21 protein-coding genes are annotated in these 25,311 nt (G+C 67.8%); 20 read left to right on the forward strand and 1 reads right to left on the reverse strand.

Annotated features, from left to right (window positions below; genetic code table 11):
- The first annotated feature begins 12 nt into the window (after positions 1–12).
- The 4 genes from ABID97_RS06145 to ABID97_RS06160 all read left to right on the forward strand — a co-directional run bounded on the left by ABID97_RS06145 (position 13) and on the right by ABID97_RS06160 (position 3,981).
- Positions 13–618 (forward strand): YdcF family protein, encoded by a 606-nt coding sequence (locus ABID97_RS06145; protein WP_354397652.1) that lies wholly within the window; start codon positions 13–15, stop codon positions 616–618.
- Positions 602–1,627: a tyrosine recombinase XerC gene (locus ABID97_RS06150; RefSeq protein ID WP_354397653.1), complete on the forward strand. Its 1,026-nt coding sequence runs from the start codon at positions 602–604 to the stop codon at positions 1,625–1,627. The genes ABID97_RS06145 and ABID97_RS06150 overlap by 17 nt, the downstream gene beginning before the upstream one ends.
- On the forward strand, positions 1,624–2,844 hold the full coding sequence (locus tag ABID97_RS06155) for a class I SAM-dependent rRNA methyltransferase (protein WP_354397654.1): 1,221 nt from the start codon (positions 1,624–1,626) through the stop codon (positions 2,842–2,844). The genes ABID97_RS06150 and ABID97_RS06155 overlap by 4 nt, the downstream gene beginning before the upstream one ends.
- Positions 2,845–2,928: 84 nt before the next feature.
- Positions 2,929–3,981 carry a CobW family GTP-binding protein gene (locus ABID97_RS06160; RefSeq protein WP_354397655.1) on the forward strand — a complete coding sequence of 351 codons (1,053 nt, stop codon included), beginning with the start codon at positions 2,929–2,931 and terminating at the stop codon, positions 3,979–3,981.
- An 87-nt stretch (positions 3,982–4,068) separates the two neighbouring features.
- Here the strand turns inward: ABID97_RS06160 and ABID97_RS06165 are convergent, their stop codons facing one another.
- Complete coding sequence (locus ABID97_RS06165) at positions 4,069–5,556, reverse strand: YdgA family protein (RefSeq protein WP_354397656.1); 1,488 nt, start codon at positions 5,554–5,556, stop codon at positions 4,069–4,071.
- Positions 5,557–6,154: 598 nt separating this feature from the next.
- On the opposite strand from ABID97_RS06165, the gene dksA reads away from it, so the two are divergent.
- The 16 genes from dksA to ABID97_RS06245 all read left to right on the forward strand — a co-directional run bounded on the left by dksA (position 6,155) and on the right by ABID97_RS06245 (position 25,311).
- On the forward strand, positions 6,155–6,922 hold the full coding sequence (dksA, locus tag ABID97_RS06170) for an RNA polymerase-binding protein DksA (protein WP_503012751.1): 768 nt from the start codon (positions 6,155–6,157) through the stop codon (positions 6,920–6,922).
- A gap of 44 nt (positions 6,923–6,966) precedes the next feature.
- The gene (locus ABID97_RS06175) at positions 6,967–8,649 is read left to right on the forward strand and encodes an STAS domain-containing protein (protein ID WP_354397657.1); all 1,683 of its coding nucleotides are present in this window, start codon (positions 6,967–6,969) and stop codon (positions 8,647–8,649) included.
- 59 nt (positions 8,650–8,708) lie between these two features.
- Entirely contained in the window at positions 8,709–9,254 is a 546-nt protein-coding gene (hslV, locus tag ABID97_RS06180; protein WP_026283873.1) for an ATP-dependent protease subunit HslV, read from the forward strand.
- Positions 9,255–9,256: 2 nt separating this feature from the next.
- Positions 9,257–10,585 carry an ATP-dependent protease ATPase subunit HslU gene (gene hslU / locus ABID97_RS06185; protein ID WP_354397658.1) on the forward strand — a complete coding sequence of 443 codons (1,329 nt, stop codon included), beginning with the start codon at positions 9,257–9,259 and terminating at the stop codon, positions 10,583–10,585.
- A 269-nt stretch (positions 10,586–10,854) separates the two neighbouring features.
- The gene (gene mraZ, locus ABID97_RS06190) at positions 10,855–11,283 is read left to right on the forward strand and encodes a division/cell wall cluster transcriptional repressor MraZ (protein WP_354397659.1); all 429 of its coding nucleotides are present in this window, start codon (positions 10,855–10,857) and stop codon (positions 11,281–11,283) included.
- Positions 11,284–11,291: 8 nt separating this feature from the next.
- Positions 11,292–12,215 (forward strand): 16S rRNA (cytosine(1402)-N(4))-methyltransferase RsmH, encoded by a 924-nt coding sequence (rsmH, locus tag ABID97_RS06195; protein ID WP_354397660.1) that lies wholly within the window; start codon positions 11,292–11,294, stop codon positions 12,213–12,215.
- A 1-nt stretch (position 12,216) separates the two neighbouring features.
- Complete coding sequence (gene ftsL / locus ABID97_RS06200) at positions 12,217–12,564, forward strand: cell division protein FtsL (protein WP_354397661.1); 348 nt, start codon at positions 12,217–12,219, stop codon at positions 12,562–12,564.
- Positions 12,561–14,309, forward strand: coding sequence for a peptidoglycan D,D-transpeptidase FtsI family protein (locus ABID97_RS06205; RefSeq protein WP_354397662.1), 1,749 nt, complete (start codon positions 12,561–12,563; stop codon positions 14,307–14,309). The genes ftsL and ABID97_RS06205 overlap by 4 nt, the downstream gene beginning before the upstream one ends.
- 2 nt (positions 14,310–14,311) lie before the next feature.
- Positions 14,312–15,868: a Mur ligase family protein gene (locus ABID97_RS06210; protein ID WP_354397663.1), complete on the forward strand. Its 1,557-nt coding sequence runs from the start codon at positions 14,312–14,314 to the stop codon at positions 15,866–15,868.
- Entirely contained in the window at positions 15,865–17,310 is a 1,446-nt protein-coding gene (locus tag ABID97_RS06215) for a UDP-N-acetylmuramoyl-tripeptide--D-alanyl-D-alanine ligase (protein WP_354397664.1), read from the forward strand. The genes ABID97_RS06210 and ABID97_RS06215 overlap by 4 nt, the downstream gene beginning before the upstream one ends.
- Before the next feature lie 15 nt (positions 17,311–17,325).
- Complete coding sequence (gene mraY, locus ABID97_RS06220) at positions 17,326–18,504, forward strand: phospho-N-acetylmuramoyl-pentapeptide-transferase (RefSeq protein ID WP_093021885.1); 1,179 nt, start codon at positions 17,326–17,328, stop codon at positions 18,502–18,504.
- Between the two features lie 7 nt (positions 18,505–18,511).
- Positions 18,512–20,560: a UDP-N-acetylmuramoyl-L-alanine--D-glutamate ligase gene (gene murD / locus ABID97_RS06225; RefSeq protein WP_354397665.1), complete on the forward strand. Its 2,049-nt coding sequence runs from the start codon at positions 18,512–18,514 to the stop codon at positions 20,558–20,560.
- Positions 20,557–21,855 (forward strand): putative lipid II flippase FtsW, encoded by a 1,299-nt coding sequence (gene ftsW / locus ABID97_RS06230; RefSeq protein ID WP_354397666.1) that lies wholly within the window; start codon positions 20,557–20,559, stop codon positions 21,853–21,855. The genes murD and ftsW overlap by 4 nt, the downstream gene beginning before the upstream one ends.
- The gene (murG, locus tag ABID97_RS06235; protein WP_354397667.1) at positions 21,852–22,916 is read left to right on the forward strand and encodes an undecaprenyldiphospho-muramoylpentapeptide beta-N-acetylglucosaminyltransferase; all 1,065 of its coding nucleotides are present in this window, start codon (positions 21,852–21,854) and stop codon (positions 22,914–22,916) included. Before ftsW ends, murG begins: the two co-directional genes overlap by 4 nt.
- Positions 22,913–24,343, forward strand: coding sequence for a UDP-N-acetylmuramate--L-alanine ligase (gene murC / locus ABID97_RS06240; RefSeq protein WP_354397668.1), 1,431 nt, complete (start codon positions 22,913–22,915; stop codon positions 24,341–24,343). Before murG ends, murC begins: the two co-directional genes overlap by 4 nt.
- A complete protein-coding gene (locus ABID97_RS06245) occupies positions 24,340–25,311 on the forward strand; it encodes a D-alanine--D-alanine ligase (protein WP_354397669.1) in 972 nt (323 codons plus the stop codon). The genes murC and ABID97_RS06245 overlap by 4 nt, the downstream gene beginning before the upstream one ends.

Consider the following 25,311-nt stretch of genomic DNA (forward strand, 5'->3'; position numbering starts at 1 on the left):
TCCTGGCGGGCCGTGAGGCCCGTGCTGGGCGCGGTGCTGCTGGCCGGCGTGCTGGCCTATCTGGCGATTGCGGGGGTGATCTGGCGGCATGCGGCTGCGGCGCTGGCGCGTCCGCCGCAACAGCCGGCCGATGCCGCGCTGATCCTTGGCAACCGCGCCTACCTCAGGGGCAAGCCCAACCCCTGCCTCACGGGCCGGGTCGATGCCGGCATTGCGCTGGCCGGCGCGGGCCGCGTGAAGCAGCTGGTGCTGTCGGGCGGGGTCGACAAGGAAGATGGCCGCATCGAAGCCGAGGTGATGGAGAGCCACGCGCGCGCGCAGGGCTATGGCGGCCCGCTGCTGCTGGAGCCGGCATCCACTTCGACCCGCCTGAATCTCTCGATGTCGACCCCGGTGCTGAAGGCGGCGGGCGTGCGCAGCGTGATCGTGGTGTCGGAGCCCTATCACCTGTGGCGCGTCGAGCGGCTGGTGCGGGCCAGCGGTTTCGACAAGGACTTCGACGTCCAGTATGCGGCGGCCAGCACCAGCTGCTGGCGCCGGTTCGGCATGGTTTTCAAGGGCGCATTGCGCGAGCCGCTGGCCGTCGTGAACAATGCATTCAATGGCTACCTCCACTGAGACGGCTGGCATGGCCGAAACGCCGCCCTGGGTCGAGAAGTACCTGGCGTACGTGCGCGTGGAGCGCCGGCTGGCGCCGCGCACCGTCGAGCTCTATGCGATTCACCTCCAGGCCCTGGCGGTCAACGCCGCGGAAGCCGGGCTTCCGCTCGATCGCGTGCAAACGGCGCACATCCGGCGCTGGATGGCGCAGCTGCACGGCGCCGGGCGCGAGCCGCGCGGCATTGCGCTGGTGCTCTCGTGCTGGCGCAGCTTCTACCGCTGGCTCGGCAACGAAGGACTGGTGGGCTTCAACCCCGTGAAGGACGTGCACGCGCCCAAGGCCGCGCGGCCGCTGCCCAAGGCGCTGGCGGTCGACGATGCGGTGCGGCTCGCCGAAATGTACGACCCCGAGGCCGACCCCTGGACCGAGGCGCGCGACAGCGCCATCGTCGAGGTGCTCTACGGCTGCGGCCTGCGCGTGAGCGAGCTCACCGGCCTCGATGCGCAGGCCAGCCACACGGCCCGCGGCTGGGTCGACCTGGAGGCGCTGGAGGCCAATGTGCTGGGCAAGGGCAGCAAGCGGCGGCTGGTGCCGATCGGCGGCAAGGCGGCCGAGGCGCTGCGCGACTGGCTCGCGGTGCGCGGCGATTGTGCGGCGCTCGCAACCGCGGGCCTGCGCGATGCGGCGGGCGCGGCGGCGCTCTTCATCAGCAGCAAGGGCGTTCGGATGTCGTCGCAGGCGGTGTGGAAAATGCTGCGGGAGCGCAGCCTGAAGGCCGGCCTGGCGGCCCCGGTGCATCCGCACATGCTGCGGCATTCGTTCGCGAGCCACGTGCTCCAGTCGAGCAGCGACCTGCGCGCCGTGCAGGAGCTGCTGGGCCACGCCAACATCTCGACCACGCAGATCTATACCCGGCTGGATTTCCAGCACCTGGCCAAGGCCTATGACGCTGCTCACCCGCGTGCGCAGGCGCGGCCGGAGGGTGCGCGCTCCAAGCCCAGAAAAGACAACGACGACACCCAATGAAAACCCTCCGCCTCAAGCCCGGCAAGGAGCGCTCGCTGCAGCGCCGCCATCCATGGATCTTCGAATCTGCCATTGCACGCGGCGGTGCCGATTCGGGCGAGACGGTGCGCGTCGAATCGCACGAGGGCGTGTTCCTCGCCTGGGCCGCGTTCAGCCCGGTTTCCAAGATCCGCGCGCGGGCCTGGAGCTTTGTCGAAGCGCAGCGCATCGACGCTGCGTTCCTGGCCTCGGTGTGTGCGCGTGCGGTGGCGGCGCGGTCGCTTTTCGACCTGCAGAGCGACGGCGTCCGGCTGGTCCACGGCGAGGCCGACGGGCTTCCGGGCCTGATCGTCGACCGCTACGGCGATACGCTGGTGGCGCAGTTCCTGTCGGCCGGCGTGGAGCGCTGGAAGGCCGCCATTGCCGACGCGCTGCTTGCTGAAACAGGCCTGCACAAGCTCTACGAACGTTCCGACGCGAGCGGGCGCGAGCGCGAAGGCCTGAAGCCGGTCACGGGCTGGCTGCGGGGGGAGGGCGAGACGCAGCTCGCGATCCGCGAGCACGGCTGGACGCTTTCGCTCGACATCGCGACCGGGCACAAGACCGGCTTCTACCTCGACCAGCGCGACAGCCGCCAGCGCTTTGCCGAGCTGGCGCAGCACCGGCGCTTTCGCCGCGTGCTCAACTGCTTCTGCTACACCGGCGGCTTCACCGTCGCGGCGCTGGCAGGCCTGCGCGCGGCCGGCGCGCTGGAGGGCGCCGAGCTGGTGTCGGTCGATTCGTCGCAGCCGGCGCTCGAGAAGGCGCGGGCCAATCTGGCGCTGAACGGCTTCGGTGGCGAGGGCTCGGGCGTGACGGCCGAGTTCCTGGACGCCAACGTCAACACGGTGCTGCGCGAGTTCATCGAACAGGGCCGCAGCTTCGATGCGATCGTGCTCGATCCGCCCAAGTTCGCACCCACCGCCGCCCACGCCGAGCGCGCGGCCCGCGCCTACAAGGACATCAACCGCCTGGCGCTCAAGCTGCTGGAGCCGGGCGGCGTGCTGCTGACTTTCTCGTGCTCGGGCGGCATCGGCGCCGACCTGTTCCACAAGATCGTGGCCTCGGCCGGCCTCGATGCCCAGGTCGATGGCTACATCAGCGAACGGCTCGGCGCCGCGCCGGACCATCCGATGACCATCGAGTTTCCGGAGGGCGAGTACCTCAAGGGCCTGGTGGTGGTGCGCAAGCCCGCTTGACCCTGCGCCAACGCAACTGAGTGGCATTGGCTAAACTGCCGGCCAGTTTCCTTTTTCTTCTGTTTTCCGCTTTCGGAGCACACCATGGCCCTCATTCCCGCCACCATCCTCACCGGCTTCCTGGGCTCGGGCAAGACCACGCTGCTCAAGCGCATCCTGACCGAGGCGCACGGCCAGAAGATCGCGGTGATCGAGAACGAGTTCGGCGAGGAGAACATCGACAGCGACATTCTCGTGACCGAATCGAAGGAGCAGATCGTGCAGATGAGCAACGGCTGCGTCTGCTGCACCATCCGCGAAGACCTGCGCGAAGCCCTGCAGCTCCTGGCCGCCAAGAAGCGCCAGGGCCTGCTCGACTTCGATCGCGTGGTGATCGAGACCACGGGACTGGCCGATCCAGGCCCCGTGGCGCAGACCTTCTTCATGGACGACGAGATTGCCGAGAGCTACCTGCTCGACTCGATCCTCACGCTGGTCGATGCCAAGCATGCGCCCCAGCAGCTCAACGACCGCCAGGAGGCGCGCCGCCAGGTCGGCTTTGCCGACCAGATCTTCATCAGCAAGAGCGAACTGGTGTCGGCCGAAGAAACCGAGGCGCTGATCCATCGCCTCAAGCACATGAACCCGCGCGCGCCGCAGCAGAAGGCGCACTTCGGCGACGTGCCGCTGAAGGACATCTTCGACCTGCGCGGCTTCAACCTGAACGCCAAGCTGGACATCGACCCCGACTTCCTCAAGGAAGACGACCACGACCATCACGACCATGACCACGCGCATGGCGAGCAGTGCGACCATCCCTCGCACAAGCACGAGGGACACGGCCACCATCACCACACCGATGATGACGTGAAGAGCTTCGTCTACAAGGCCGACCGTCCGTTCGACCCGGCCAAGCTCGAAGATTTTTTGGGCGCGATCGTCAACATCTACGGCCCGCGCATGCTGCGCTACAAGGGCGTGCTGAGCATGAAGGGCACCGAGCGCAAGGTGATCTTCCAGGGCGTGCACCAGCTCATGGGCAGCGACCTGGGCCCCGAATGGGGCAAGGACGAGGCGCGCCAGAGCCGCATGGTGTTCATCGGCATCGAGCTGCCGCGCGAGATCCTGGAGCAGGGGCTCGAGCAGTGCCTGGTGTAACGGCGCGCTGCCGGCACTGAAGCCAGCCAAACAAAAAAGGCGCTGCCCCCGAGGAGGGGCAGCGCCTTTTTTTGTTTCAGCCGAGGCTTACTTGCCGCCCATGGCGCCCAGCGGCTTGCCGTTGACCTTCAGGCTGCCTTCGCTGTACTCGACCTGGCTCGTGATGTCGGTGCCATCGCGCTTGACGAAGCCCATGCCCTCGCCTTGCTCGACCAGCCCGGCGACCATTTCAGGCGGGGGCGTCTGGCCGCTCTCGGCGCCGGTGGCGGCGATCTGCTCGAGCCATTGCATCGGCAGCCGCGCGCTGGCCTTGAGCACGCCGCGCTTCATCAAGAGCGCCATGCCCGGGCCTTGCAGGTCTTCGTCGGTCACGCCGACCATGCCGGCCGTGTAGCTGATCTCGCCGCGCTTGCCGCCGATTTCGACCAGCATCCTGTCGAGGCCGATCTCGGGGTTGTACTTGGCCATGGCCTTGAGGTCCGGCGCCAGCTGGTCGGCAAGCGCCTTCATGGCCGCCTGCGAGGCCTTGCCGCCGCCCTTGCCGCAGCCGTTGACCGCGCTCGACTGCAACCACGCATCGGCCAGCTTCCTGTAGCCCGCGGCGTGGATGCGGCGCCCGCCGCTGCTCATCTCGAACTTGTCGATCTTGGTTTCGCCGATCTTGCCGGCGCCCTTGACGGTGCCGGTCGATTCGTAGAGGCCGTCCTTGATGCTGGACTCGCCGAGCATGTCGATGTTCTGCAGCAGGACGGTGGGCAGGGCCTTGCCCTCGGCGCCCTCGGCGGTGCCGAGGCCCTTGGGCGCGGCAAATTCGAAGCTGTCGAGCCGGCCTTCGCTCTTGCCGATGGGCATGAACCAGCCGGCGCTCTTGTCCATGTCGGCCTTGCCGGTCAGCTTGCCCATCTTCATGGTGGCACCGGTGCGCACGTCGCTCATGTCCAGCCCGGGCATGGTCAGGTCATAGTGCACGTGGGTGCGGGCGCCGTTCATCTCGAAGCGGGCCTGCGCGCCCTGCCAGGCGACCTGCGTCTTGCCTTCCTCGGCCACCTTGACGGGTGCCACGGTCAGGTCGGTGGTGTAGCCGCCGCCGAAGCCCACCTTGGTGTGCGCCGCGAGGGGCTTGGCCTTGCCGAAGAGCTGCTCGGCCTTGGCCTGGCCCTTCACGTCGAGCACCAGTTCGCTGTCGATGGTGGCCGCGGCCAGCGTGCCGCCGGCGATCGGGCCATGGCGGATGGTGTCGCGGAAAGTGAACCGCAGGGTCTTGAACGGCGCGGCGGCGTCGCCTTCGCCTTCGCCTTCCTCTTCTTCGTCATCCCCGTCGGCGGGCTTGACCGCGGGCACCTGGGCCGCGGCATCGGCGGCGCATCCGAGTTCGAGGGTGACGGTGCTCACGGCGCCGAAGAAGTTCTTTTCGTAGCTGCGTTCGACCACGCGAACGAGTGCCGTCTGCTTGGGCAACTCGTCCATGGCGGCGTCGTAGCTGGATTTTATTTTTGTGCCGGCCCACCAGGTGCCGCCGCCATAGGCGAGCGCGATCGCGGCGGCAAGCGCGCCCAAAACTGCTTTTTTGCTCAAGATTTCTTCTCTTTGTATGAATTGTTGAGAGACCCGCGCCGTCCCTCGGCGGCTTTGGCGGGCCTTCGTTGCCCCCTCCGGCAACGGAGGGGATGCTACCGGAGGCGGCCCCGTTCGCAGCGACATCCCCCTTCATTTCGATTCTCTATACAATCGCGCGCCTGTTCCGGCAGCCACGCCCTCGTCCTGAGGACGGGATGTGACTTACGGCACGGAGCGCCGCACGTTTTTGGCGGGCTTTCGGGGGTATAACCCCGGGGTTCGTCACTGCGAGCACTCCGACGAGTGGAGCCCAAGCCGGCTTGAAAGCCGCAAGGGGTCCCTTGGGAGGAGACACCCAGTGAAAGCGCGTTCCAGTTCGTTCAAGGAGCCAGTCACCGTGAAGAAACCCGCCGCCAAGGCTACGCCAGCAACCAGGCCCTCCGCCAAGAAAGCGGTGGCTGCAAAGCCGGCTGTACCCGCGGCGAAAAAAGCTTCTTCCGCTGCAAGAGCTCCCGCCACGAAAGAAAAAAGCGCTCCAAAGAAGCCAGCAGCGTCGTCGGCCAAGGCCGAAAGCGTTGCAAAGAAGCCCGTCCAGCCTGCGAAGTCCGTTGCATCGGTGGCATCCGCCTCCGCCAAGACTGCAGTTGCGGGTCAACCGCCATCCAAAACCGTCGGCCGCCCCGCTGCCGTTCCCTCTGCCCCTCCGATCCCAATGAAAAAAACGGCTGCCGCCTCTTCTACCGCCACGGCGACACCTTCGATGCCCACCCAGACCGCTGCACCCGCGCCCGCGCGAGGTGGCCGCGTCTCCCGGCTGTCGCAGCTGACCGTGCCCTCCATGCCGCAATCGGTGGCCTCCACCGCTGCCAAGTCTTCTTTCTCGCAGGCGCCTTCGAATGCGCTGGTGCCGCCGCCGCCGGTGGCCGTGAAGAAGGACCCCAAGCTCGCCAACAACTGGAAATCCAAGCCGGTCGAAGAGCTGACCGATGCCGAGGTCATCGCGATGCCCGACACCGAGTACATGAACGACAAGCAGATGGCGTTCTTCCGCCTGAAGCTGGTCGAGCTCAAGCGCGGCATTCTCGAGAACGCCGGCGAAACCACCGAGCACCTGCGTGAAGACACCGTCGTGGTGCCCGACCCCGCAGACCGCGCCACCATCGAGGAAGAGCACGCACTCGAGCTGCGTACGCGCGACCGCGAACGCAAGCTGCTGAAGAAGATCGAGCAGTCGATCCAGCGCATCGACGCCGGCGACTACGGCTACTGCGACGAAACCGGCGAGCCCATCGGCGTCGGCCGCCTGCTCGCCCGGCCCACGGCCACGCTGTCGCTCGAAGCCCAGCAGCGCCGCGAACTCAAGCAGAAGATGTTCGGCGACTGATCCGAAAAGAAAACAAGAACCCGCCCGCCTCGAAGTTTTCGTCGATGCCAAAGGAAGAATCGGGCCGCCTGTTCTCCAAGGTGGCGAAGTTCGTCCGCAATCCGCTCAAGGATTGGTCGGAGCTGGATGCGGCCGCCGATTCGACGCTGCCCGACCAGGCCTACAGCCGGGAAGTGCTCAAGGAGATGATCGAGCGGCGCCAGCGCAACGATTTCGTTCGCCGTCGCGAGTTCGACATGCTTCGCAAGCTGCGCCAGCGTGAAGCGGCCGCGCATGCGTTCGAGGGTACGGTCACGCCGTCCTCCTTCAACCTGAACAGCACCTCCGAAAAATCGGAGGGGCGCGCACTCACGCTCAAGAAGATCGACGAGATCGAAGAGCAGATGTCGCAGCAATGGTGGAAAGGCCGCGGTCCCAACGGCGAGGTGCTGGGCAACCCGCCCCCCGACGCCGGTGCCGAAACCCTGCCGCCGCCTGTGAACGAGGCCGAGTTGGCCCGCCTGCTTGCGTCGCCGGCACACGCCCCCGCTGCCGCCAGCCCGGCGCCCGTGCCAGCTCCAGCGCCGACGCCAGCGCCGGCTGTCGCCAGCGCGCCGGTCAGTGGGCCTTCGCTGTTGTCGGCACGGCTCGCGCGCGACGGTGCGCTCGAAGAGGCGGTGATCCGCTTCGCGCATGGCGACGATGCCGGGACCGAGGCGATTCTTCTGCAAGCCCTGGCTTCGGAGAGCGCGGCCCCCGGCAGCGAGGCCGAGCATGCCGCGATCGAGCGCGACGATGCGCGCTGGCACGCGCTGCTCGACCTGTATCGCGCCACTGGCGAAGCCACCCGCTTTGCTGCCACGCGCATGCGCTATGCGCAGCGCATGAAACGCATGGGCCCCGACTGGGTGCCCCTCGACGAACTGGCGCGCAACGTGAAGGCCGTGGCCGCCACCGACTACGCCGAACTGGCGCCCGCCGGCCCCGACTGGACCAGCCCGGCGCGCCTGGCGCGCGACGGATTGGTGGACCTCACGCGGGCGCTGTCCAAGGCCGGTTCGGTCTGGACGCTCGACTGGCGTGCGCTGGCCGCTATCGAGCGAGATGCCGCGGCGCCGCTGCGGGTGCTGTTCGCGCACTGGGCCGATTCGCCGGTGCAGCTGCGCTTCATCGGTGCGGCCCGGCTGCGGGCCGTGCTGGCCGAAGCCACGCCCAATGGCGAGCGCAGCACCGAAGATGTCCGGTGGCAGCTGCACCTGGCGGCGCTGCGCATGATGAACATGCCCGACGAGTTCGAGCTGGTGGCCCTCAACTACTGCATCACCTACGAAGTCTCGCCGCCCGCCTGGCAAGACCCGAAGGGCGAGTGCGTTTCGCTGGTCGCCCCGGCGGGCAGCCGGCCCGGTTCGGGCTCGGTGTGGTCGCTGTCCTCGGTCAACGGTGAATCGGAAAGCTTTCCGACCACCGACAGCGGCTTTGCGGCCCTGGCCGGCGACCTGCGCGGCGAAGCGCATTCGAGCCTGCAGCGGCTCGACACCGAGCTGCGCAACACGACCGCGCCCATCATTTCATGCGCCGCGCTGCTGCGCATGGACCTGGCCGCCGCCGGCACGCTGCTCGAATGGGTGCGGGCGCGCGACGCCCAGGGCGAGCGCGTGCAGTTCGTGGACGCGCACCGGCTGATCGCGGCGCTGTTCGACACCGTCGGCATCGCCGACCATGCCACCGTGGCAGTCCGCAAGAACTAGACGCAATTCAGCGCAGGGCGCGGGGTTGCATTGCCCCGGGCCATCCCCAGATGGCTTCGATGGAACAGTTTCACGGCACCACCATCGTGAGCGTGCGCCGCAAGACCCCCCAAGGCGATCAGGTCGCCATCGGCGGGGACGGGCAGGTCACTCTCGGCAACATCGTCATCAAGGGCACCGCGCGCAAGGTGCGGCGGCTCTATCACGGCAAGGTGCTGGCCGGCTTTGCCGGCGCCACCGCCGATGCCTTCACGCTGTTCGAGCGCTTCGAGGCCAAGCTCGAAAAGCACCAGGGCCATCTCACCCGTGCCGCGGTCGAGCTCACGAAAGACTGGCGCACCGACCGCGTGCTGCGCAAACTCGAGGCCATGCTGGCCGTGGCCGATGCCACCACCTCCCTCATCATCACTGGCAACGGCGACGTGCTGGAGCCCGAAGACGGCGTGATCGCCATCGGTTCGGGCGGAGCGTATGCCCAGTCGGCCGCCAAGGCGCTGATCGACAACACCGACCTCACGGCGGAGCAGATTGTGCGCAAATCGCTGGCGATAGCCGGTGAAATCTGCATTTACACGAACATGAACCACACGGTGGAAGCGCTCTGACCATGTCCATGACCCCCCAGGAAATCGTCTCGGAGCTGGACAACCACATCGTCGGCCAGCCGGCCGCGAAGCGCGCCGTGGCCATTGCGCTGCGCAACCGCTGGCGCCGCCAGCAGGTCGAGGAAAAGCTTCGCACCGAGATCACGCCCAAGAACATCCTCATGATCGGTCCCACGGGCGTGGGCAAGACCGAAATCGCGCGCCGCCTGGCGCGCCTTGCGGATGCGCCGTTCATCAAGGTCGAGGCCACCAAGTTCACCGAGGTGGGCTACGTCGGCAAGGACGTCGATTCGATCATTCGCGACCTGGCCGAGATTGCCGTCAAGCAGACGCGCGAAGCCGAAAGCGCCAAGGTGCGCGCCCGCGCCGAGGATGCCGCCGAGGACCGCATCCTCGACGTGCTGCTGCCGCCTGCCCGCGGCGCCGACACCGGTGCGCCTGCTCTGGACGGCCCCAATCCCACGCGCCAGGCCTTTCGCAAGAAGCTGCGCGAGCACCAGCTCGACGACAAGGAGATCGAACTCGACCTGGCCGAGGCCCGTGCCCCGCTCGAGATCATGGGTCCCGCGGGCATGGAAGAAATGACCGAGCAGCTGCGCGGCATGTTCGGCCAGCTCGGCGGCGGCAAGCGCAAGACGCGCAAGCTCAAGATCGCCGAAGCCATGCGCCTCCTGATCGACGAAGAGGCGGCCAAGCTGGTGAACGAGGACGAGATCCGCGCGCAGGCCATCACCAACGCCGAGCAGAACGGGATCGTCTTCATCGACGAGATCGACAAGGTCGCCACGCGCAGCGAAGCACAGGGCTCCGACGTGTCGCGCCAGGGCGTGCAGCGCGACCTGCTGCCGCTGGTCGAAGGCACGGCCGTGAGCACCAAGTACGGCGTGGTACGCACCGACCACATGCTCTTCATTGCCAGCGGCGCGTTCCATCTCAGCAAGCCGAGCGACCTCATTCCCGAACTGCAGGGCCGGTTTCCGATCCGCGTGGAACTGCAGTCGCTCTCGGTGTCCGACTTCGAAAGCATCCTGACGCAGACCCGCGCGTCGCTCGTGAAGCAGTACCAGGCGCTGCTTGCGACGGAGGGCGTGACGCTCGAGTTCACGCCCGAAGGCGTCAACCGCCTTGCCGCCATCGCCTTCGAGGTGAACGAGCGCACCGAGAACATCGGCGCGCGCCGCTTGTCGACCGTGATGGAGCGTCTGCTCGATGAGGTAAGCTTCGATGCAACGCGCATCGAAGGGCAGACCATCCATATCGATGCTGCCTATGTCGACGAGCGCCTTGCGGCACTAAGTCACGACGAAGACCTTTCGCGCTTCATCCTCTGAAGCCGCCTTTGCAGCCCCTGTAACGGGGCTGCGCTTCACGCATCACATTCACTGCGTGAGCTAAGTACTTCATATTCAACGGAATTCACCGGTTTTCAGGTTTGGGAATCGGCGCTAAGTCGTTGATTCCATTACAAAAAATACAACCAACGGCCAGTTGCGGTTGAAGTGTTTCCTGCTACAGTGCAAAAAAGTGCAGTTAAGTGGGAAAAAGTGCGGGTGGTGCCTCTTTCAGGCGCCGCGGCGCTCCCAACACAGGGGTTCTGGTCGTGTTTCAAGGCGCTTCATCGCTCAGTCTGGATGCCAAGGGGAGGCTCTCCGTGCCCACCCGGCATCGCGACGTCCTGAGCGCGACGGCGAACGGCCAGCTCACCATCACCAAGCATCCCCACGGCTGCCTCATGGTGTTCCCGCGTCCCGAGTGGGAGAAATTTCGCGAGCGCATCGCAGCGCTCCCGATGTCGGCACAGTGGTGGAAGCGCGTATTCCTCGGCAACGCGATGGACGTCGAGATGGACGGCACGGGCCGCATCCTCGTTTCGCCCGAACTGCGTGCGGCCACGGGCATTTCGCGCGAAACCTTGTTGCTTGGCATGGGCAATCATTTCGAACTCTGGGACAAGGCCACCTACGAAGCCAAGGAGGCCGAGGCCACCCAGGGCCAGATGCCCGATGTGTTTCAGGACTTCGCGTTCTGAGGACCCGTGTGAACACTCCATGGACCCATACCACCGTGTTGCTGGAAGAAGCGGTGGATGCCCTTCTTTCAGGCAGCGCGGCGGCCGCGGGCACCTACGTGGACGCAACCTTCGGGCGCGGAGGGCACGCACGCGCCATTCTCGCGAGGCTGGCACCGGAAGGCAGGCTGATCGCATTCGACAAGGATGCGGAAGCGGTGGCCGAAGCAGCGCGCATCTCGGATGCGCGTTTTTCCATCCGGCACCAGGGATTCCGTTCGCTGGGCGAGTTGCCCGATGCCAGCGTCGCGGGTGTGCTGATGGACCTGGGCGTGAGTTCGCCGCAAATCGACAACCCGGTGCGCGGCTTCAGTTTTCGTTTCGACGGCCCGCTCGACATGCGCATGGATACCACGCGCGGCGAGAGCGTGGCCGAATGGCTGGCAACGGCCGAACTTCAGCAGATTGCAGAGGTGATCCGTGACTATGGCGAAGAACGGTTTGCTGTTCAGATTGCAAAGGCGATTGTTGCTCGCAGACAAGAACGGGGCGCAATTTCAACCACCACCGAACTGGCCGAGCTCGTGGCTGGCACGGTCAAAACCCGCGAGCAGGGCCAGAACCCTGCAACGCGCACATTTCAGGCTTTTCGGATTTTCATCAACGCCGAGCTTGAAGAGCTGCAACAGGCGCTAGAGGCGAGCCTTTCCGTGCTGCAGCCCGGCGGCAGGCTCGCGGTCATCAGCTTCCACTCGCTGGAAGACCGCATCGTCAAGCAATTCATCGCCAAGCACTCCAAGGAGGTGTACGACCGCCGCGCACCGTTCGCCGCCCCCAAGGTGATGAAGCTGCGTGCGCTCGACCGCATCAAGCCTTCGGCCGAAGAGGTGCAAGGCAACCCGCGCTCGCGCAGCGCCATCCTGCGCGTGGCAGAGCGCACCGAGCTTGCTTGACATGGCACGCCTCAACCTGCTCCTGATGCTCGCGGTGGTCGCCTCCGCGCTCTACCTCGTGCACACGCAGTACCTGTCGCGCCAGCTCTATACCGAGCTCGACCGCGCGCAGCAGGAGGCGCGCCGCCTGGAGCTCGACCGCGACCGCCTCCAGGTGGAAAAGCGCGCACAGGCCACGCCGCTGCGGGTCGAGAAGCTGGCCAAGGAGCAGCTGCAGATGCGCACCACCACACCCGCCATCACGCAGTACGTGCGGCCCGATGGCTCGGTGATCCCGGCCGTGGTGGCGCCGCCGCCCGCGCCGCCGGCAGTTCCGGCGACCAAGCCCGCCGCAAAGGTCCAGCGATGAGCCGCCGCAGCGTCCGCTACACCACCAGCCCCTTGCTCGCGAGCAAGACGCCGGTCTGGCGCAGCAAGTTCATCGTCGCCGGCATTGCCTTCGGCTTCGTCGTGCTGGCGGGCCGGGCCGCGTACGTGCAGGTCTTCAACAACAGCTTCTTCCAGCGGCAGGGCGAGGTGCGCTTTGCGCGCACGCTCGAGCTGCCTGCCAACCGCGGGCGCATCCTCGACCGCAACGGGCTCATCCTGGCCTCCAGCGTGGTGGCGCCGAGCATCTGGGCCATCCCTGAAGACGTCGAACGCGACGACCCCGAAGTCCGCGCCAAGCTCAAGCAGGTGGCCAAGCTGCTCGAAATGCCGCAGAAGGACTTCGACAAGAAGCTCGAGGACGAGGACAAGACCTTCGTCTGGATCAAGCGCCAGGTCGACGAGCCCATCGCCAAGCAGATCGCGGCGCTCAACCTGAAGGGCATCTACCAGCGCAAGGAATACAAGCGCCAGTACCCCGAGGGCGAGGCCGCGGCGCACGTGGTGGGCTTCACCAACGTCGAGGACAACGGGCAGGAAGGCATCGAGCTTTCGTTCAACAAGGACCTGGCCGGCAAGGCGGGTTCCCGCCGCGTCATCAAGGACCGCCTGGGCCGCGTGGTCGAAGGAGTGGGCGAACAGGTGCCGCCTGTCGACGGCAAGGACATCCAGCTGAGCGTCGACAGCAAGGTGCAGTTCTTCGCCTACCAGAAGCTGCGCGATGCCGTGACCGCGCGGCGCGCCAAGGCCGGCAGCGTGGTGGTGCTCGATGCGGTCACCGGCGAGGTGCTGGCGCTGGCCAACTACCCGAGCTACGTGCCCGACAGGCGCCAGAACCTCACCGGCGAACAGTTGCGCAACCGCGCGCTCACCGACACCTTCGAACCCGGCTCCACCATGAAGCCGATCACGGTCGGCATGGCGCTGGAAGCCGGCCGCGTGAAGCCCTCGACCCTGATCGAAACCGGCCCTGGCCGCTTCCAGATCGGCGGCTTCACCATCAGCGACACGCACAACTACGGCACGCTGACAGTCGAAGGCGTGATCCAGAAGTCGAGCAACGTGGGCGCGCTCAAGATCGCGCAGAAGATGTCGCCGCACGAGATGTGGGACACCTACACCGCACTCGGCTACGGCCAGAAGCCGCAGATCCAGTTTCCCGGCGCCGTGAGCGGCCGGCTGCGGCCCTGGAAGACCTGGAAGCCGGTGGAGCAGGCCACCATGGCCTACGGCTACGGCCTGTCGGCGTCGCTGTTCCAGATGGCGCATTCATACACCGCGTTCGCGCACGACGGCGCGATCATCCCGGTCACCATTCTCAAGAACGCCACGCCGCCGGCGGGGGTGCAGGTGTTCTCTTCCGCCAACGCGCTCGCAGTGCGCAAGATGCTGCAGATGGCCGCCGGACCGGGCGGTACGGGCACGCGCGCGCAGACCATCGGCTATTCGGTCGGCGGCAAGTCGGGCACGGCGCACAAGCAGGTGGGCAAGGGCTACGCGAGCAACAAGTACCGGGCCTGGTTCACCGGCATGGCGCCCATCGAGAAGCCGCGGATCATCGTGGCCGTGATGATCGACGAGCCGAGCGACGGCCAGTATTTCGGCGGCGTGGCCGCCGCGCCCGTTTTCAGCGAAGTCGTGCAGCAGACCCTGCGCATGATGAACGTTCCGCCCGATCTCGCGGTCAAACCTCTGGTGCTGACGCAAGGCGTCGACGAGAGCTTCTGAGCATGCTGACACTCACTTCTCCCCAGCTCGCCGCGCTCTGGCTCAAGGAGCGCGTGCGGGGTGCGCTGCATGCGGACAGCCGGCCGGTGGGCGCCGGCGACGGCTTCATCGCGTGGCCCGGCGCCGCGACCGACGGGCGCAAGCACGTCACTGCTGCGCTGGCACAGGGCGCTGCGGCCTGTCTGGTCGAGCACGACGGCGTCGAGGCTTTCGGATTCCAGGGCGACGACCGCATCGCCAGCTACCCCGGACTCAAGGCTGCGACCGGCCCGATCGCCTCGGCCTTCTACGACAACCCCTCGGCCGCACTCGAGCTGCTGGCCGTGACCGGCACCAACGGCAAGACCTCCACGGCCTGGTGGCTCGCCGAATCGCTGTCCACGCTGGCGGTGCCCGGCGGCGTTCGCGCGCTGCGCCCCGACGGTTCCACCGAGCGCGGCGTGCCTTCGCCCTGCGCGGTGATGGGCACGCTGGGTATCGGCGTGCCGCCGGAGCTCAGCTACACCGGCCTCACCACGCCCGACCCCGTGATGATGCAGCGCGAGCTGCGTTCCCTTGTCGAACGGGGGTTCGGCGCCTGCGCCATCGAGGCCTCGTCGATCGGCATCGCCGAACGGCGCCTCGACGGCGCGCGCATCGCAGTGGCCGTGTTCACCAACTTCACGCAGGACCATCTCGACTACCACGGCAGCATGGAGGCCTACTGGAAGGCCAAGGCCGAGCTGTTCCGCTGGCCCGGCCTGCGCGCCGCGGTCATCAACATCGACGACGTGCACGGCGCGAGCCTGTGCGCGAACCTTGTCGAAGGCGGCATCGGCGCGCTCGACGTGTGGACCGTTTCGGCTGCCGGCAGTCCGGCGCGGCTCATGGCGCGCGACATCGGCTACGGCGTCGAGGGCCTGCAGTTCTCCATCGCCGAACACGGCACGCCGTCCGTGGAACGCATCTCGACCGGCTTGATCGGCCAGTACAACGTGGCCAACCTGCTCGGCGTGCTCGGCACGCTGCGGGCGCTGGGGCTCTCGCTGGCCGAGGCCGTGGCGGCCTGCGCCAGTCTCACCAGCGTGCCCGGCCGCATGGAGCGCGTGGGCGCCTCCGCCAATGCGCCGCTGGCCGTGGTCGACTACGCCCACACGCCCGATGCGCTGGACAAGGCCCTGGCCGGCCTGCGCCCGCTCGCGCGGCAGCGCGGCGGCGCACTGTGGTGCCTGTTCGGCTGCGGCGGCGACCGCGACCCGATCAAGCGTCCGATGATGGCCGCCGTGGCCGAGCGCCAGGCCGATCGCGTCATCGTGACCAGCGACAACCCGCGCAGCGAGAACCCCGACGCGATCATCAGCCAGGTGCTGCTCGGCCTCTCGCGTCCCGAGGCGGCGCAGGTGCAGCCCGACCGCGGTACGGCCATCGCCGACGCCATCGCCCAGGCCGCGTCCGAAGACGTGGTGCTCATTGCCGGCAAGGGCCATGAAGCCTGGCAGGAAATTGCCGGACAGCGCATCCCCTTCTCCGACCGGACCCATGCGCTCGAAGCGCTCGCAAAGCGGGGAGGCCACGCATGAGCGAATCGACGCCGCTCCTGCTCACGCTGGCCCAGGTGCAGCGGTGGATTCCCGGCGCGCGCCTGGTGGGCGAGCCCACCACGCTCGTCAGCCGTGTCCATACCGACACGCGCACGCTCGCCAACGGCGACCTGTTCGTCGCCCTCAAGGGCGAACGCTTCGATGCGAACGAATTCCTGGCCGATGCCAAGGCCCGCGGCGCGGTGGCGGCCATTGCGCACCACGGCTTGCAGGAAGCCGGCCTTCCGGGCCTCGAAGTGCCGGACTCGCTGGCCGCGCTCGGCGCGCTGGCCGCGGGCTGGCGCGCGCAGTTCGACCTGCCCTTGATCGCGGTCACCGGCAGCAACGGCAAGACCACGGTCACGCAGATGATCGCGGCCATCCTGTTCGCGTTCCGGGCCGATCGTGCGCTGGCGACCGCCGGCAACTTCAACAACGAGATCGGCGTTCCGCTGACCCTGCTGCGCCTGCGCGCGAAGCACCAGCATGCGGTGGTCGAGCTGGGCATGAACCACCCGGGCGAGATCGTCCGGCTGGCGGCCATGGCGCGCCCGACCATCGCGCTGGTCAACAACGCGCAGCGCGAGCACCTGGAGTTCATGGCCACCATCGAGGCGGTGGCGCGCGAGAACGGCGCAGTGTTCACCTCGCTGCCCGAAGACGGCACCGCGGTGTTCCCGTACGGCGATCACTTCACCTCGCTGTGGAGCGACATGGCGCACAACGGCGCCATGCGCCGCTGCATGACTTTCGGCGAACACGAAGACGCCGACATTACGCTGCGCCGCGCCGACTGGCAGCAGGGCGCCTGGCAGGTGCGCATCCGCACGCCGCTGGGCGATTTCGATGCGCGCCTGCACATCGCGGGCCGGCACAACGTCGTCAACGCGCTGGCGGCCACCGCCTGTGCGCTGGCGGCCGGCGTGTCGCTCGAGACCATCGGCGCGGGCCTCACGGCCTTCCAGCCGGTGAAAGGCCGCTCCAAGGCGAGCGAGGTCGTGCTGGCCGGGGGGCATGCGCTCACCCTGGTGGACGACAGCTACAACGCCAACCCCGATTCCGTGCGCGCCGCCATCGACGTGCTCGCCGCACTTCCGGGCCCGCGCCTCTTGGTGCTCGGCGACATGGGCGAGGTCGGCAATCGCGGCCCCGAATTCCATGCCGAGGTCGGCGACTGGGCGCGCCAGCGCGGCATCGAAACGCTGTATGGCCTGGGCAACGAAACCGCGCACGGGGTCGCCGCTTTCAACGGCGGCGATTTCGGGGCTGGCAACGGCCACCATTTCGACAGCGTGGAGGCACTCAATGCCACGGTGCTGGCGCAGCTGCCGCAGGTGGCGAGCGTGCTGGTCAAGGGTTCGCGCTTCATGAAGATGGAGCGGGTGGTGCAGGCCATCGAGCAATCACGACAACAACAAAAGGAGGCCGGTCATGACGCATGAGCCGCGCAAGACGACATGCTGATGAGCCTGGCCCAATGGCTGCAAACACTTTCGCCCGAGTTCGGGTTCCTGCGCGTTTTCCAGTACCTCACGTTCCGTGCGTTGATGGCCGCGCTCACGGCGCTGGTGGTCGGCCTGGTGGCCGGTCCCTACGTGATCCGCCGCCTGGCCGCGCTCAAGATCGGCCAGCCGGTGCGCGGCTACGGGATGGAAACGCACCTGACCAAGAGCGGCACGCCCACCATGGGCGGCGTGCTGGTGCTGTTTGCCATCGCCTTTGCCACCGTGCTGTGGTTCGACGCCTCGAACCGCTTCGTCTGGATCGTGCTGTGGGTGACGCTGGGCTTCGGCGCCATCGGCTGGGTCGACGACTGGCGCAAGGTGGTGCGCAAGGACCCCGAGGGCATGCGCTCGCGCGAGAAGTATTTCTGGCAATCCGTGGTCGGCCTGATCGCGGGCTTCTACCTGCTCTTCAGCATTTCGGAAAGCTCCAACTGGCGCGTGCTGCAGCTGTTCTTCGCCTGGGTGCAGTCGGGCTTCGACCTCGACTTTCCGCCCAAGATCAACCTGCTGGTGCCCTTCTTCAAGGAAGTGAGCTATCCGCTCGGCGGCATCGGCTTCGTGATCCTGACCTACCTCGTGATCGTTGGCGCGAGCAACGCGGTCAACCTGACCGACGGCCTCGACGGGCTGGCGATCATGCCGGTGGTGATGGTCGGCTCGGCGCTGGGCGTGTTCGCCTACGTCACGGGCAGCGCGGTGTATTCCAAGTACCTGCTGTTTCCCAACATCCCCGGCTCCGGCGAGCTGCTGGTGTTCTGCTCGGCCATGGCCGGCGCGGGCCTGGCCTTCCTCTGGTTCAACACCCATCCGGCGCAGGTCTTCATGGGCGACGTGGGCGCGCTCGCGCTCGGCGGCGCGCTGGGCACCATCGCGGTCATCGTGCGCCAGGAGATCGTGTTCTTCATCATGGGCGGCATCTTCGTGGTCGAGGCGATCTCGGTGATGGCGCAGGTCATGTACTTCAAGTACACCAAGAAGCGCTACGGCGAGGGCCGCCGCGTGCTCAAGATGGCGCCGCTGCACCACCACTTCGAGAAAAGCGGCTGGCGCGAGACGCAGGTCGTGGTGCGCTTCTGGATCATCACGATGCTGCTGTGCCTCGTGGGCCTTTCGACGTTGAAGCTGCGGTAACGGTCACATGCGGCACCTGAAAGACCTCCCCGTCCTCGTCCTCGGCCTCGGTGCGTCCGGGCTGGCGATGGCGCGCTGGTGCGCACGCCACGGCGCCGTGGTGACCGTGGCCGACACGCGCGAGGCGCCAGCCGCGCTGGCCACGCTGCGGGCCGAGCTTCCCGGCGTCGTTTTCATCGGCGGTCCGTTCTCGGCCGCGCTGATCGAAGGCACGCCGATCCGCGCGGTGTACCGCTCGCCGGGCCTGTCGCCCACGACCATCGCGCCTATCGTGGATGCGGCACGGGCCGTGGGCCTGGCGGTGGGCGGCGAGCTCGATCTGTTCGCGCATGCGTTGCGGGATCTGCAGACGGTCGAGGTGCCGCTGCGGGATGCGGAGCCGGAGGCGGAAGCGGCGCCAGCCGTCGAGCCGCAGGGCGAGCTCGACCTGGAGGCCGAAGCCGCCGAAGCCGCGCCGGTCGAGACCGAACAGGCCGCAGCGGCTGCGCCGGTAGCCAGCGAAACGGACGAAGCTCCAACGACGGCCGCACCGCCCGAATCCGAGCCGGCGCCCGCCGCCATGGCGGAAGCCGTGCCGCGCGATCCGTCGTCGAGCGTCCCGGTGGCGCAGCCGGCGGAAGAAGCATCTTCGGCAGAGGCGCCTGCAATCCCCGAAGCCGCGGCGCCGGCGACCGCCACCATGTCCAGGCTGCCGAGCACCGGCAAGCCCTATGTCCCGACCGCGGCCCGGGAGGCGGCCGAGTTCGTCGCCAGGATCGCGGAGCTCTCCGCCTCCAACCCCGCGTCCGCGGCGGTCGAGGAAGAGCCCACGCTCCAACTGCCGCTGGTGCCCATCGAAGAGCCGCCGGCACCCAAGGGCTACACGCCCGCGGTGCTCGCCATCACCGGCACCAACGGCAAGACCACGGTCACCGCGCTCACCGGCCAACTCGTCGAGCGCGCGGGCAAGCGCGTCGCCGTGGCCGGCAACATCGGCCCGACGCTGCTCGACACCCTGGCCGCACACATGGACGCCGGCACGCTGCCCGAGGTCTGGGTGCTCGAACTCTCGAGCTTCCAGCTCGACGGCGTGCAGGGTTTCGAGCCAACGGCCGCAGCGGTGCTCAATCTCACGCAGGACCATCTCGACTGGCATGGCGACATGGCGTCGTATGCGTCGGCCAAGGCGCGCATCTTCGGCGCCAAGGGCCTCATGGTGCTGAACCGTGACGATCCGGGCGTGATGGCGATGTTGCCTGCGCCCATCAAGGTAAAGCTGCAGCGCCCGCAGATCCGCACCCACGTCACCTTCGGCAGCGCGATGCCGCTGCGCCCGGGCGACTACGGCATCGAGCGGGTCAACGGCATGACCTGGCTGGTGCGCGCGCTCGAAGCCGACGAAACGCAGAAGCGCAAGCGCGGCGCCGTGGTGGAGGAAGAAATCTTCCTGCAGCGCCTGTTGCCCGCCGACGCGCTGCGCATCCGCGGACGCCACAACGCCATGAACGCCCTCGCGGCGCTTGCGCTGGCCAGCGCCGCCGATTGCCCGCTCGGCCCCATGCTCTATGGCCTGCGCGAATACCGCGGCGAGCCGCACCGCGTGGAGCCGATCGCGCTGGTGGACGAGGTCGAATACTTCGACGACAGCAAGGGCACCAACGTGGGCGCCACCGTCGCAGCCCTGAACGGCCTGGGCGAAGACCGCCGCGTGGTCGTCATCCTGGGCGGTGAAGGCAAGGGGCAAGACTTCGAGCCGCTCGCCGAACCCGTGCGCCGGTATGCACGCGCCGTGGTGCTCATCGGCCGCGATGCACCGCTGATCGAGCAGGCGCTGGCCACCACCGGCGTCTCGCTGATGCAGGCCGGCGCGATGGAAGAAGCCGTCCGGCTCGCGGCCGCGCGCGCCAACCCCGGAGATGCCGTGCTGCTCTCGCCCGCCTGCGCGAGCTTCGACATGTTCAAGGACTACGAGCACCGTGCGGCCGTGTTCCGCGAGGCCGTGCAGGCGCTGGCGGACGACCCGCACGAGGCCGCCTCGTCCAACGATGCCGACTTTTCCTCGGGAGACCCGGTTTGAACACTGCAGCCGCCGGCGCCACGCCCAACGCAAAGACCAGCCGCTTCGGCGGATGGTTCAGGCGCGCGCGCAGCGGCATCGATTCGCTGCCCGTGCACCTGCCGGTGCGCCTCGGCGGCGCCGGCGTCACGCAGACAAAGGCCGCGCCGATGCGCGTGCTGGGCTTCGACCAGGCGCTGGTGTGGGTCACCGTCGCGCTGCTCACCTGGGGCCTGGTGATGGTGTATTCGGCCTCCATTGCGCTGCCCGACAACCCGCGTTTCGCCCGCGCCGGCTACAGCGCCTCGTTCTTCCTCACCCGGCATGCGGCTTCGGTGGTGTTCGCGTTCATCGCGGCGCTGCTGGCCTTCCAGATCCCGATGAAGACCTGGGAGCGCGCCGCGCCCTGGCTCTTCGTCGCCTCGCTGCTGCTCCTGGTGGCGGTGCTCATTCCGCATGTCGGCATCAACGTGAATGGCGCGCGGCGCTGGCTGCCGCTGGGCTTCATGCGCTTCCAGCCGTCGGAGCTCGCCAAGCTCGCGATGGTGCTCTACGCCGCCAGCTACATGGTGCGCAAGATGGAGATCAAGGAGCGCTTCTTCCGCGCCGTGCTGCCGATGGGCATCGCGGTGGTGGTGGTCGGCATGCTGGTGATGGCCGAGCCCGACATGGGCGCGTTCATGGTGATTGCCGTGATCGCCATGGGCATCCTGTTCCTGGGCGGCGTGAATGCCCGCATGTTCTTCGTGATTGCCGCGCTGGTGGTGGTGGCCTTCGGCACCATCGTCGCGACCAGCCCGTGGCGGCGCGAGCGCATCTTCGCGTACCTGGACCCGTGGAGCGAGGAGCATGCGCTGGGCAAGGGCTACCAGCTCTCGCATTCGCTGATCGCCATCGGCCGCGGCGAGATCTTCGGCGTGGGGCTGGGCGGCAGCGTCGAGAAGCTGCACTGGCTGCCCGAGGCGCACACCGACTTCCTGCTCGCAGTCATCGGCGAAGAGTTCGGCCTGCTCGGCGTGCTGCTGATCATCGGCATGTTCCTCTGGCTGACCCGCCGCATCATGCACATCGGCCGCCAGGCGATCGCGCTCGACCGCGTGTTCTCGGGGCTCGTGGCGCAAGGCGTGGGCGTGTGGATCGGCTTCCAGGCCTTCATCAACATGGGCGTGAACCTCGGCGCGCTGCCGACCAAGGGCCTGACCTTGCCGCTCATGAGCTTCGGCGGCTCGGCCATCCTGATGAACCTGGTGGCGCTGGCCGTGGTGCTGCGCATCGACTATGAGAACAGGGTGCTGATGCGCGGAGGCCGCATATGACCGGGCGCACCGCACTCGTCATGGCCGGCGGAACGGGCGGCCACATCTTTCCGGGGCTCGCGGTCGCCGAGGCGCTGCGCGAGCGCGGCTGGCGCGTGCACTGGCTGGGGGCACCCGGCAGCATGGAAGAAAAGCTCGTGCCGCCGCGCGGCTTCGCGTTCGAGCCGGTGCAGTTCGGCGGCGTGCGCGGCAAGGGCCCGCTCACGCTGTTCCTGCTGCCACTGCGCCTCTTGCGCGCCTTCTGGCAGAGCCTGGGCGTGGTCCGCCGCGTCCAGCCCGACGTGGTGGTGGGCCTGGGCGGCTACATCACTTTTCCGGGCGGAATGATGAGCGTGCTGCTCAACAAGCCGCTGGTGCTGCACGAACAGAACTCGGTCGCCGGCCTTGCCAACAAGGTACTGTCGGGCGTGGCCGATCGCGTGTTCACTGCGTTCCCCAATGTGCTGAAGAAAGCGCAATGGGTCGGCAACCCGTTGCGCGCGGCGTTCACCTCGCAACCCGATCCCGCGGTGCGCTTCGCGGGCCGCAGCGGGCCGCTGCGTCTCTTGGTGGTCGGCGGCAGCCTCGGTGCCAAGGCGCTCAATGCCGTGGTGCCGCAGGCGCTCGCACGCATCGAACCGGGCGCGCGCCCGCAGGTGCTGCACCAGAGCGGCGCCCAGCAGATCGACGCGCTGCGCGCCAACTACGCGGCGGCCGGCGTCGACGGCGAGCTCACGCCGTTCATCGAAGACACCGCGCAGGCCTACGCCGACGCCGACATCATCGTCGCGCGCGCCGGGGCCAGCACCGTCACAGAAATCGCGGCCGTCGGCGCAGCAGCGCTGTTCGTGCCTTTTCCCTCGGCGGTCGACGACCACCAGACCACCAACGCGCGCTTCCTCGTCGACGCGGGCGGCGGCTGGCTGGTGCAGCAGACCGACCTCACACCTGAATTGCTGGCTGACTTGCTACAGAAAACCGAGCGCACCGCGCTGATCGACAAGGCCACCAGGGCCAAGACCATGCAGAAGACCGACGCCGTCCAGGCTGTCGTCCAGGCATGCGAGGAGCTTGCCAAATGAAGCACGCAATCCGTCACATCCACTTCGTCGGCATCGGCGGTTCCGGCATGAGCGGCATCGCCGAGGTGCTGTTCAACCTCGGCTACCGCATCACCGGCTCCGACCTGGCCGACAGCGCGACGCTGCGCCGGCTGGCCGGCCTGGGCATCGGCACCTTCGTGGGCCATGCGGCGGCGCACATCGACGGCGCCGACGCGGTCGTCACGTCCACCGCGGTGCAGTCGGACAACCCCGAAGTGCTGGCCGCGCGCGAGAAGCGCATCCCGGTGGTGCCGCGCGCGCTGATGCTGGCCGAGCTGATGCGCCTGAAGCAGGGCATCGCGATTGCGGGCACGCACGGCAAGACCACCACCACGAGCCTCGTGGCCAGCGTGCTCGATGCCGCCGGGCTCGACCCGACCTTCGTGATCGGCGGGCGGCTCAACAGCGCCGGTGCCAATGCGCAACTGGGCAGCGGCGACTACATCGTGGTGGAGGCCGACGAGTCGGATGCCTCGTTCCTGAACCTGCTGCCCGTCATGGCGGTGGTCACGAACATCGATGCCGACCACATGGAAACCTACGGGCACGACTTCGAGAAGCTCAAGAAGGCCTTTGTCGATTTCCTGCACCGCATGCCGTTCTATGGCGTGGCCATCCTGTGCACCGACGATCCGGCGGTGCGGGACATCGTGTCCCACGTCACCTGCCCGGTCACCAGCTACGGTTTCGGCGAAGACGCGCAGGTTCGCGCGGTCGACGTGCGCGCCGTGGGCGGCCAGATGCATTTCACCGCGCAGCGGCGCAATGGCGTCACGCTGCCGGACCTGCCCATCGTGCTGAACCTTCCGGGCGAACACAACGTGCGCAACGCGCTGTCGGTGATCGCGGTGGCGGTGGAGCTCGGCATCCCCGACGAGGCGGTGCAGCGCGGGCTGGCCGGCTTCAAGGGCGTGGGCCGCCGCTTCCAGAGCTACGGCGAGGTGGCGGTGCAAGGGCCGCAGGCCGGCAGCTTCACTGTGATCGACGACTACGGGCATCACCCGGTCGAGATGGCCGCGACCATCGCCGCGGCGCGCGGTGCGTTCCCGGGTCGCCGGCTGGTGCTGGCATTCCAGCCGCACCGCTACACCCGCACGCGCGACTGCTTCGAGGATTTCGTCAAGGTCATCGGCAATGCCGACGCGGTGCTGCTGGGCGAGGTGTACGCCGCCGGCGAACCGCCCATCGTGGCCGCCAACGGCCGCACGCTGGCGCGCGCATTGCGCGTGGCCGGCAAGGTAGAGCCTGTGTTCGTCGACGACATCGGCGCCATGCCCCAGGCCATCCTGGACAACGCGCGCGACGGCGACGTGGTGCTTTGCATGGGCGCGGGCTCCATCGGCGCGGTGCCGGGCAAGGTCGTAGAAATTGCCGGTGCGGCGCGCGGCGCGGAGGTGAACCCATGACGCTTCAGGATCCAAAGCAATTCGGCAAGGTGGCGGTGCTGTTCGGCGGAAGCTCCGCGGAACGCGAGATTTCGATCATGTCCGGCACGGGCGTGCTCCAGGCGCTGCGCTCGCGCGGCGTCGATGCGCATGCCTTCGATCCGTCGGAGCGCGACCTGGCCGAGCTTCGGCGCGACGGCTTCGCGCGCTGCTTCATCGCCCTGCATGGGCGCCACGGCGAGGACGGCACGGTGCAGGGTGCGCTCGAGCTGCTCGGCATGCCCTACACCGGATCGGGCGTGATGGCGTCCAGCGTGGCGATGGACAAGGTCATGACCAAGCGCATCTGGCAGGCCGACGGCCTGCCGACGCCCAAGTACGTGCGCCTGGCGTTCGACCAGCAGAGCCGCGAGCAGGTCAGGGCCGTGCCCGACGTGCTGGGCCTCCCGCTGATCGTGAAGCCGCCGCGCGAAGGCTCGTCCATCGGCGTGACCAAGGTCGAGGGCTATTCGCAGATGCAGGACGCCGTGGCGCTGTCGGCCAGGTACGACGCCGACGTGCTGTGCGAGGAATTCATCGAAGGCGAGGAAGTGACCTGCGCCGTGCTCGGCCAGGGCCTCGATGCACGCGCGCTGCCCGTGGTGCGCATCGCCGCGCCGGAAGGCGCCTACGACTACCAGAACAAGTACTTCACTGATGACGTGAAGTACCAGTGCCCGAGCGGCCTCGACCCCGCCGAGGAACACGAGATCCAGCGCATCACGCTGGCGGCGTACCACACGCTCGGCTGCCGCGGCTGGGGCCGCGCCGACGTGATGATCCGCGCCAGCGACCGCAAGCCCTTCCTGCTCGAGATGAACACCTCGCCCGGCATGACCAGCCATTCGCTGGTGCCGATGTCGGCGCGCGCGGCGGGCATTGCCTACGAGGACCTGTGCCTGCGCGTGCTGGCCTCGGCTTCGCTGGATGCCAAGGGAGGAGCGCAATAG

The sequence above is a fragment of the Variovorax sp. OAS795 genome (genome assembly GCF_040546685.1).
GTDB lineage: Bacteria > Pseudomonadota > Gammaproteobacteria > Burkholderiales > Burkholderiaceae_C > Variovorax.

What these genes read in the sequence shown, in the direction of transcription:
- ABID97_RS06205 (WP_354397662.1), top strand. Translation starts at nt 12,561, where the DNA reads ATGAGCCGCCGCAGCGTCCGCTACACCACCAGCCCCTTGCTCGCGAGC.
- ftsL (WP_354397661.1), top strand. Translation starts at nt 12,217, where the DNA reads ATGGCACGCCTCAACCTGCTCCTGATGCTCGCGGTGGTCGCCTCCGCG.
- ABID97_RS06160 (WP_354397655.1), top strand. Translation starts at nt 2,929, where the DNA reads ATGGCCCTCATTCCCGCCACCATCCTCACCGGCTTCCTGGGCTCGGGC.
- murD (WP_354397665.1), top strand. Translation starts at nt 18,512, where the DNA reads ATGCGGCACCTGAAAGACCTCCCCGTCCTCGTCCTCGGCCTCGGTGCG.
- ABID97_RS06150 (WP_354397653.1), top strand. Translation starts at nt 602, where the DNA reads ATGGCTACCTCCACTGAGACGGCTGGCATGGCCGAAACGCCGCCCTGG.
- ABID97_RS06210 (WP_354397663.1), top strand. Translation starts at nt 14,312, where the DNA reads ATGCTGACACTCACTTCTCCCCAGCTCGCCGCGCTCTGGCTCAAGGAG.
- ABID97_RS06155 (WP_354397654.1), top strand. Translation starts at nt 1,624, where the DNA reads ATGAAAACCCTCCGCCTCAAGCCCGGCAAGGAGCGCTCGCTGCAGCGC.
- hslU (WP_354397658.1), top strand. Translation starts at nt 9,257, where the DNA reads ATGTCCATGACCCCCCAGGAAATCGTCTCGGAGCTGGACAACCACATC.
- murG (WP_354397667.1), top strand. Translation starts at nt 21,852, where the DNA reads ATGACCGGGCGCACCGCACTCGTCATGGCCGGCGGAACGGGCGGCCAC.
- mraY (WP_093021885.1), top strand. Translation starts at nt 17,326, where the DNA reads ATGCTGATGAGCCTGGCCCAATGGCTGCAAACACTTTCGCCCGAGTTC.
- ABID97_RS06215 (WP_354397664.1), top strand. Translation starts at nt 15,865, where the DNA reads ATGAGCGAATCGACGCCGCTCCTGCTCACGCTGGCCCAGGTGCAGCGG.
- murC (WP_354397668.1), top strand. Translation starts at nt 22,913, where the DNA reads ATGAAGCACGCAATCCGTCACATCCACTTCGTCGGCATCGGCGGTTCC.
- ABID97_RS06245 (WP_354397669.1), top strand. Translation starts at nt 24,340, where the DNA reads ATGACGCTTCAGGATCCAAAGCAATTCGGCAAGGTGGCGGTGCTGTTC.
- hslV (WP_026283873.1), top strand. Translation starts at nt 8,709, where the DNA reads ATGGAACAGTTTCACGGCACCACCATCGTGAGCGTGCGCCGCAAGACC.
- ABID97_RS06175 (WP_354397657.1), top strand. Translation starts at nt 6,967, where the DNA reads ATGCCAAAGGAAGAATCGGGCCGCCTGTTCTCCAAGGTGGCGAAGTTC.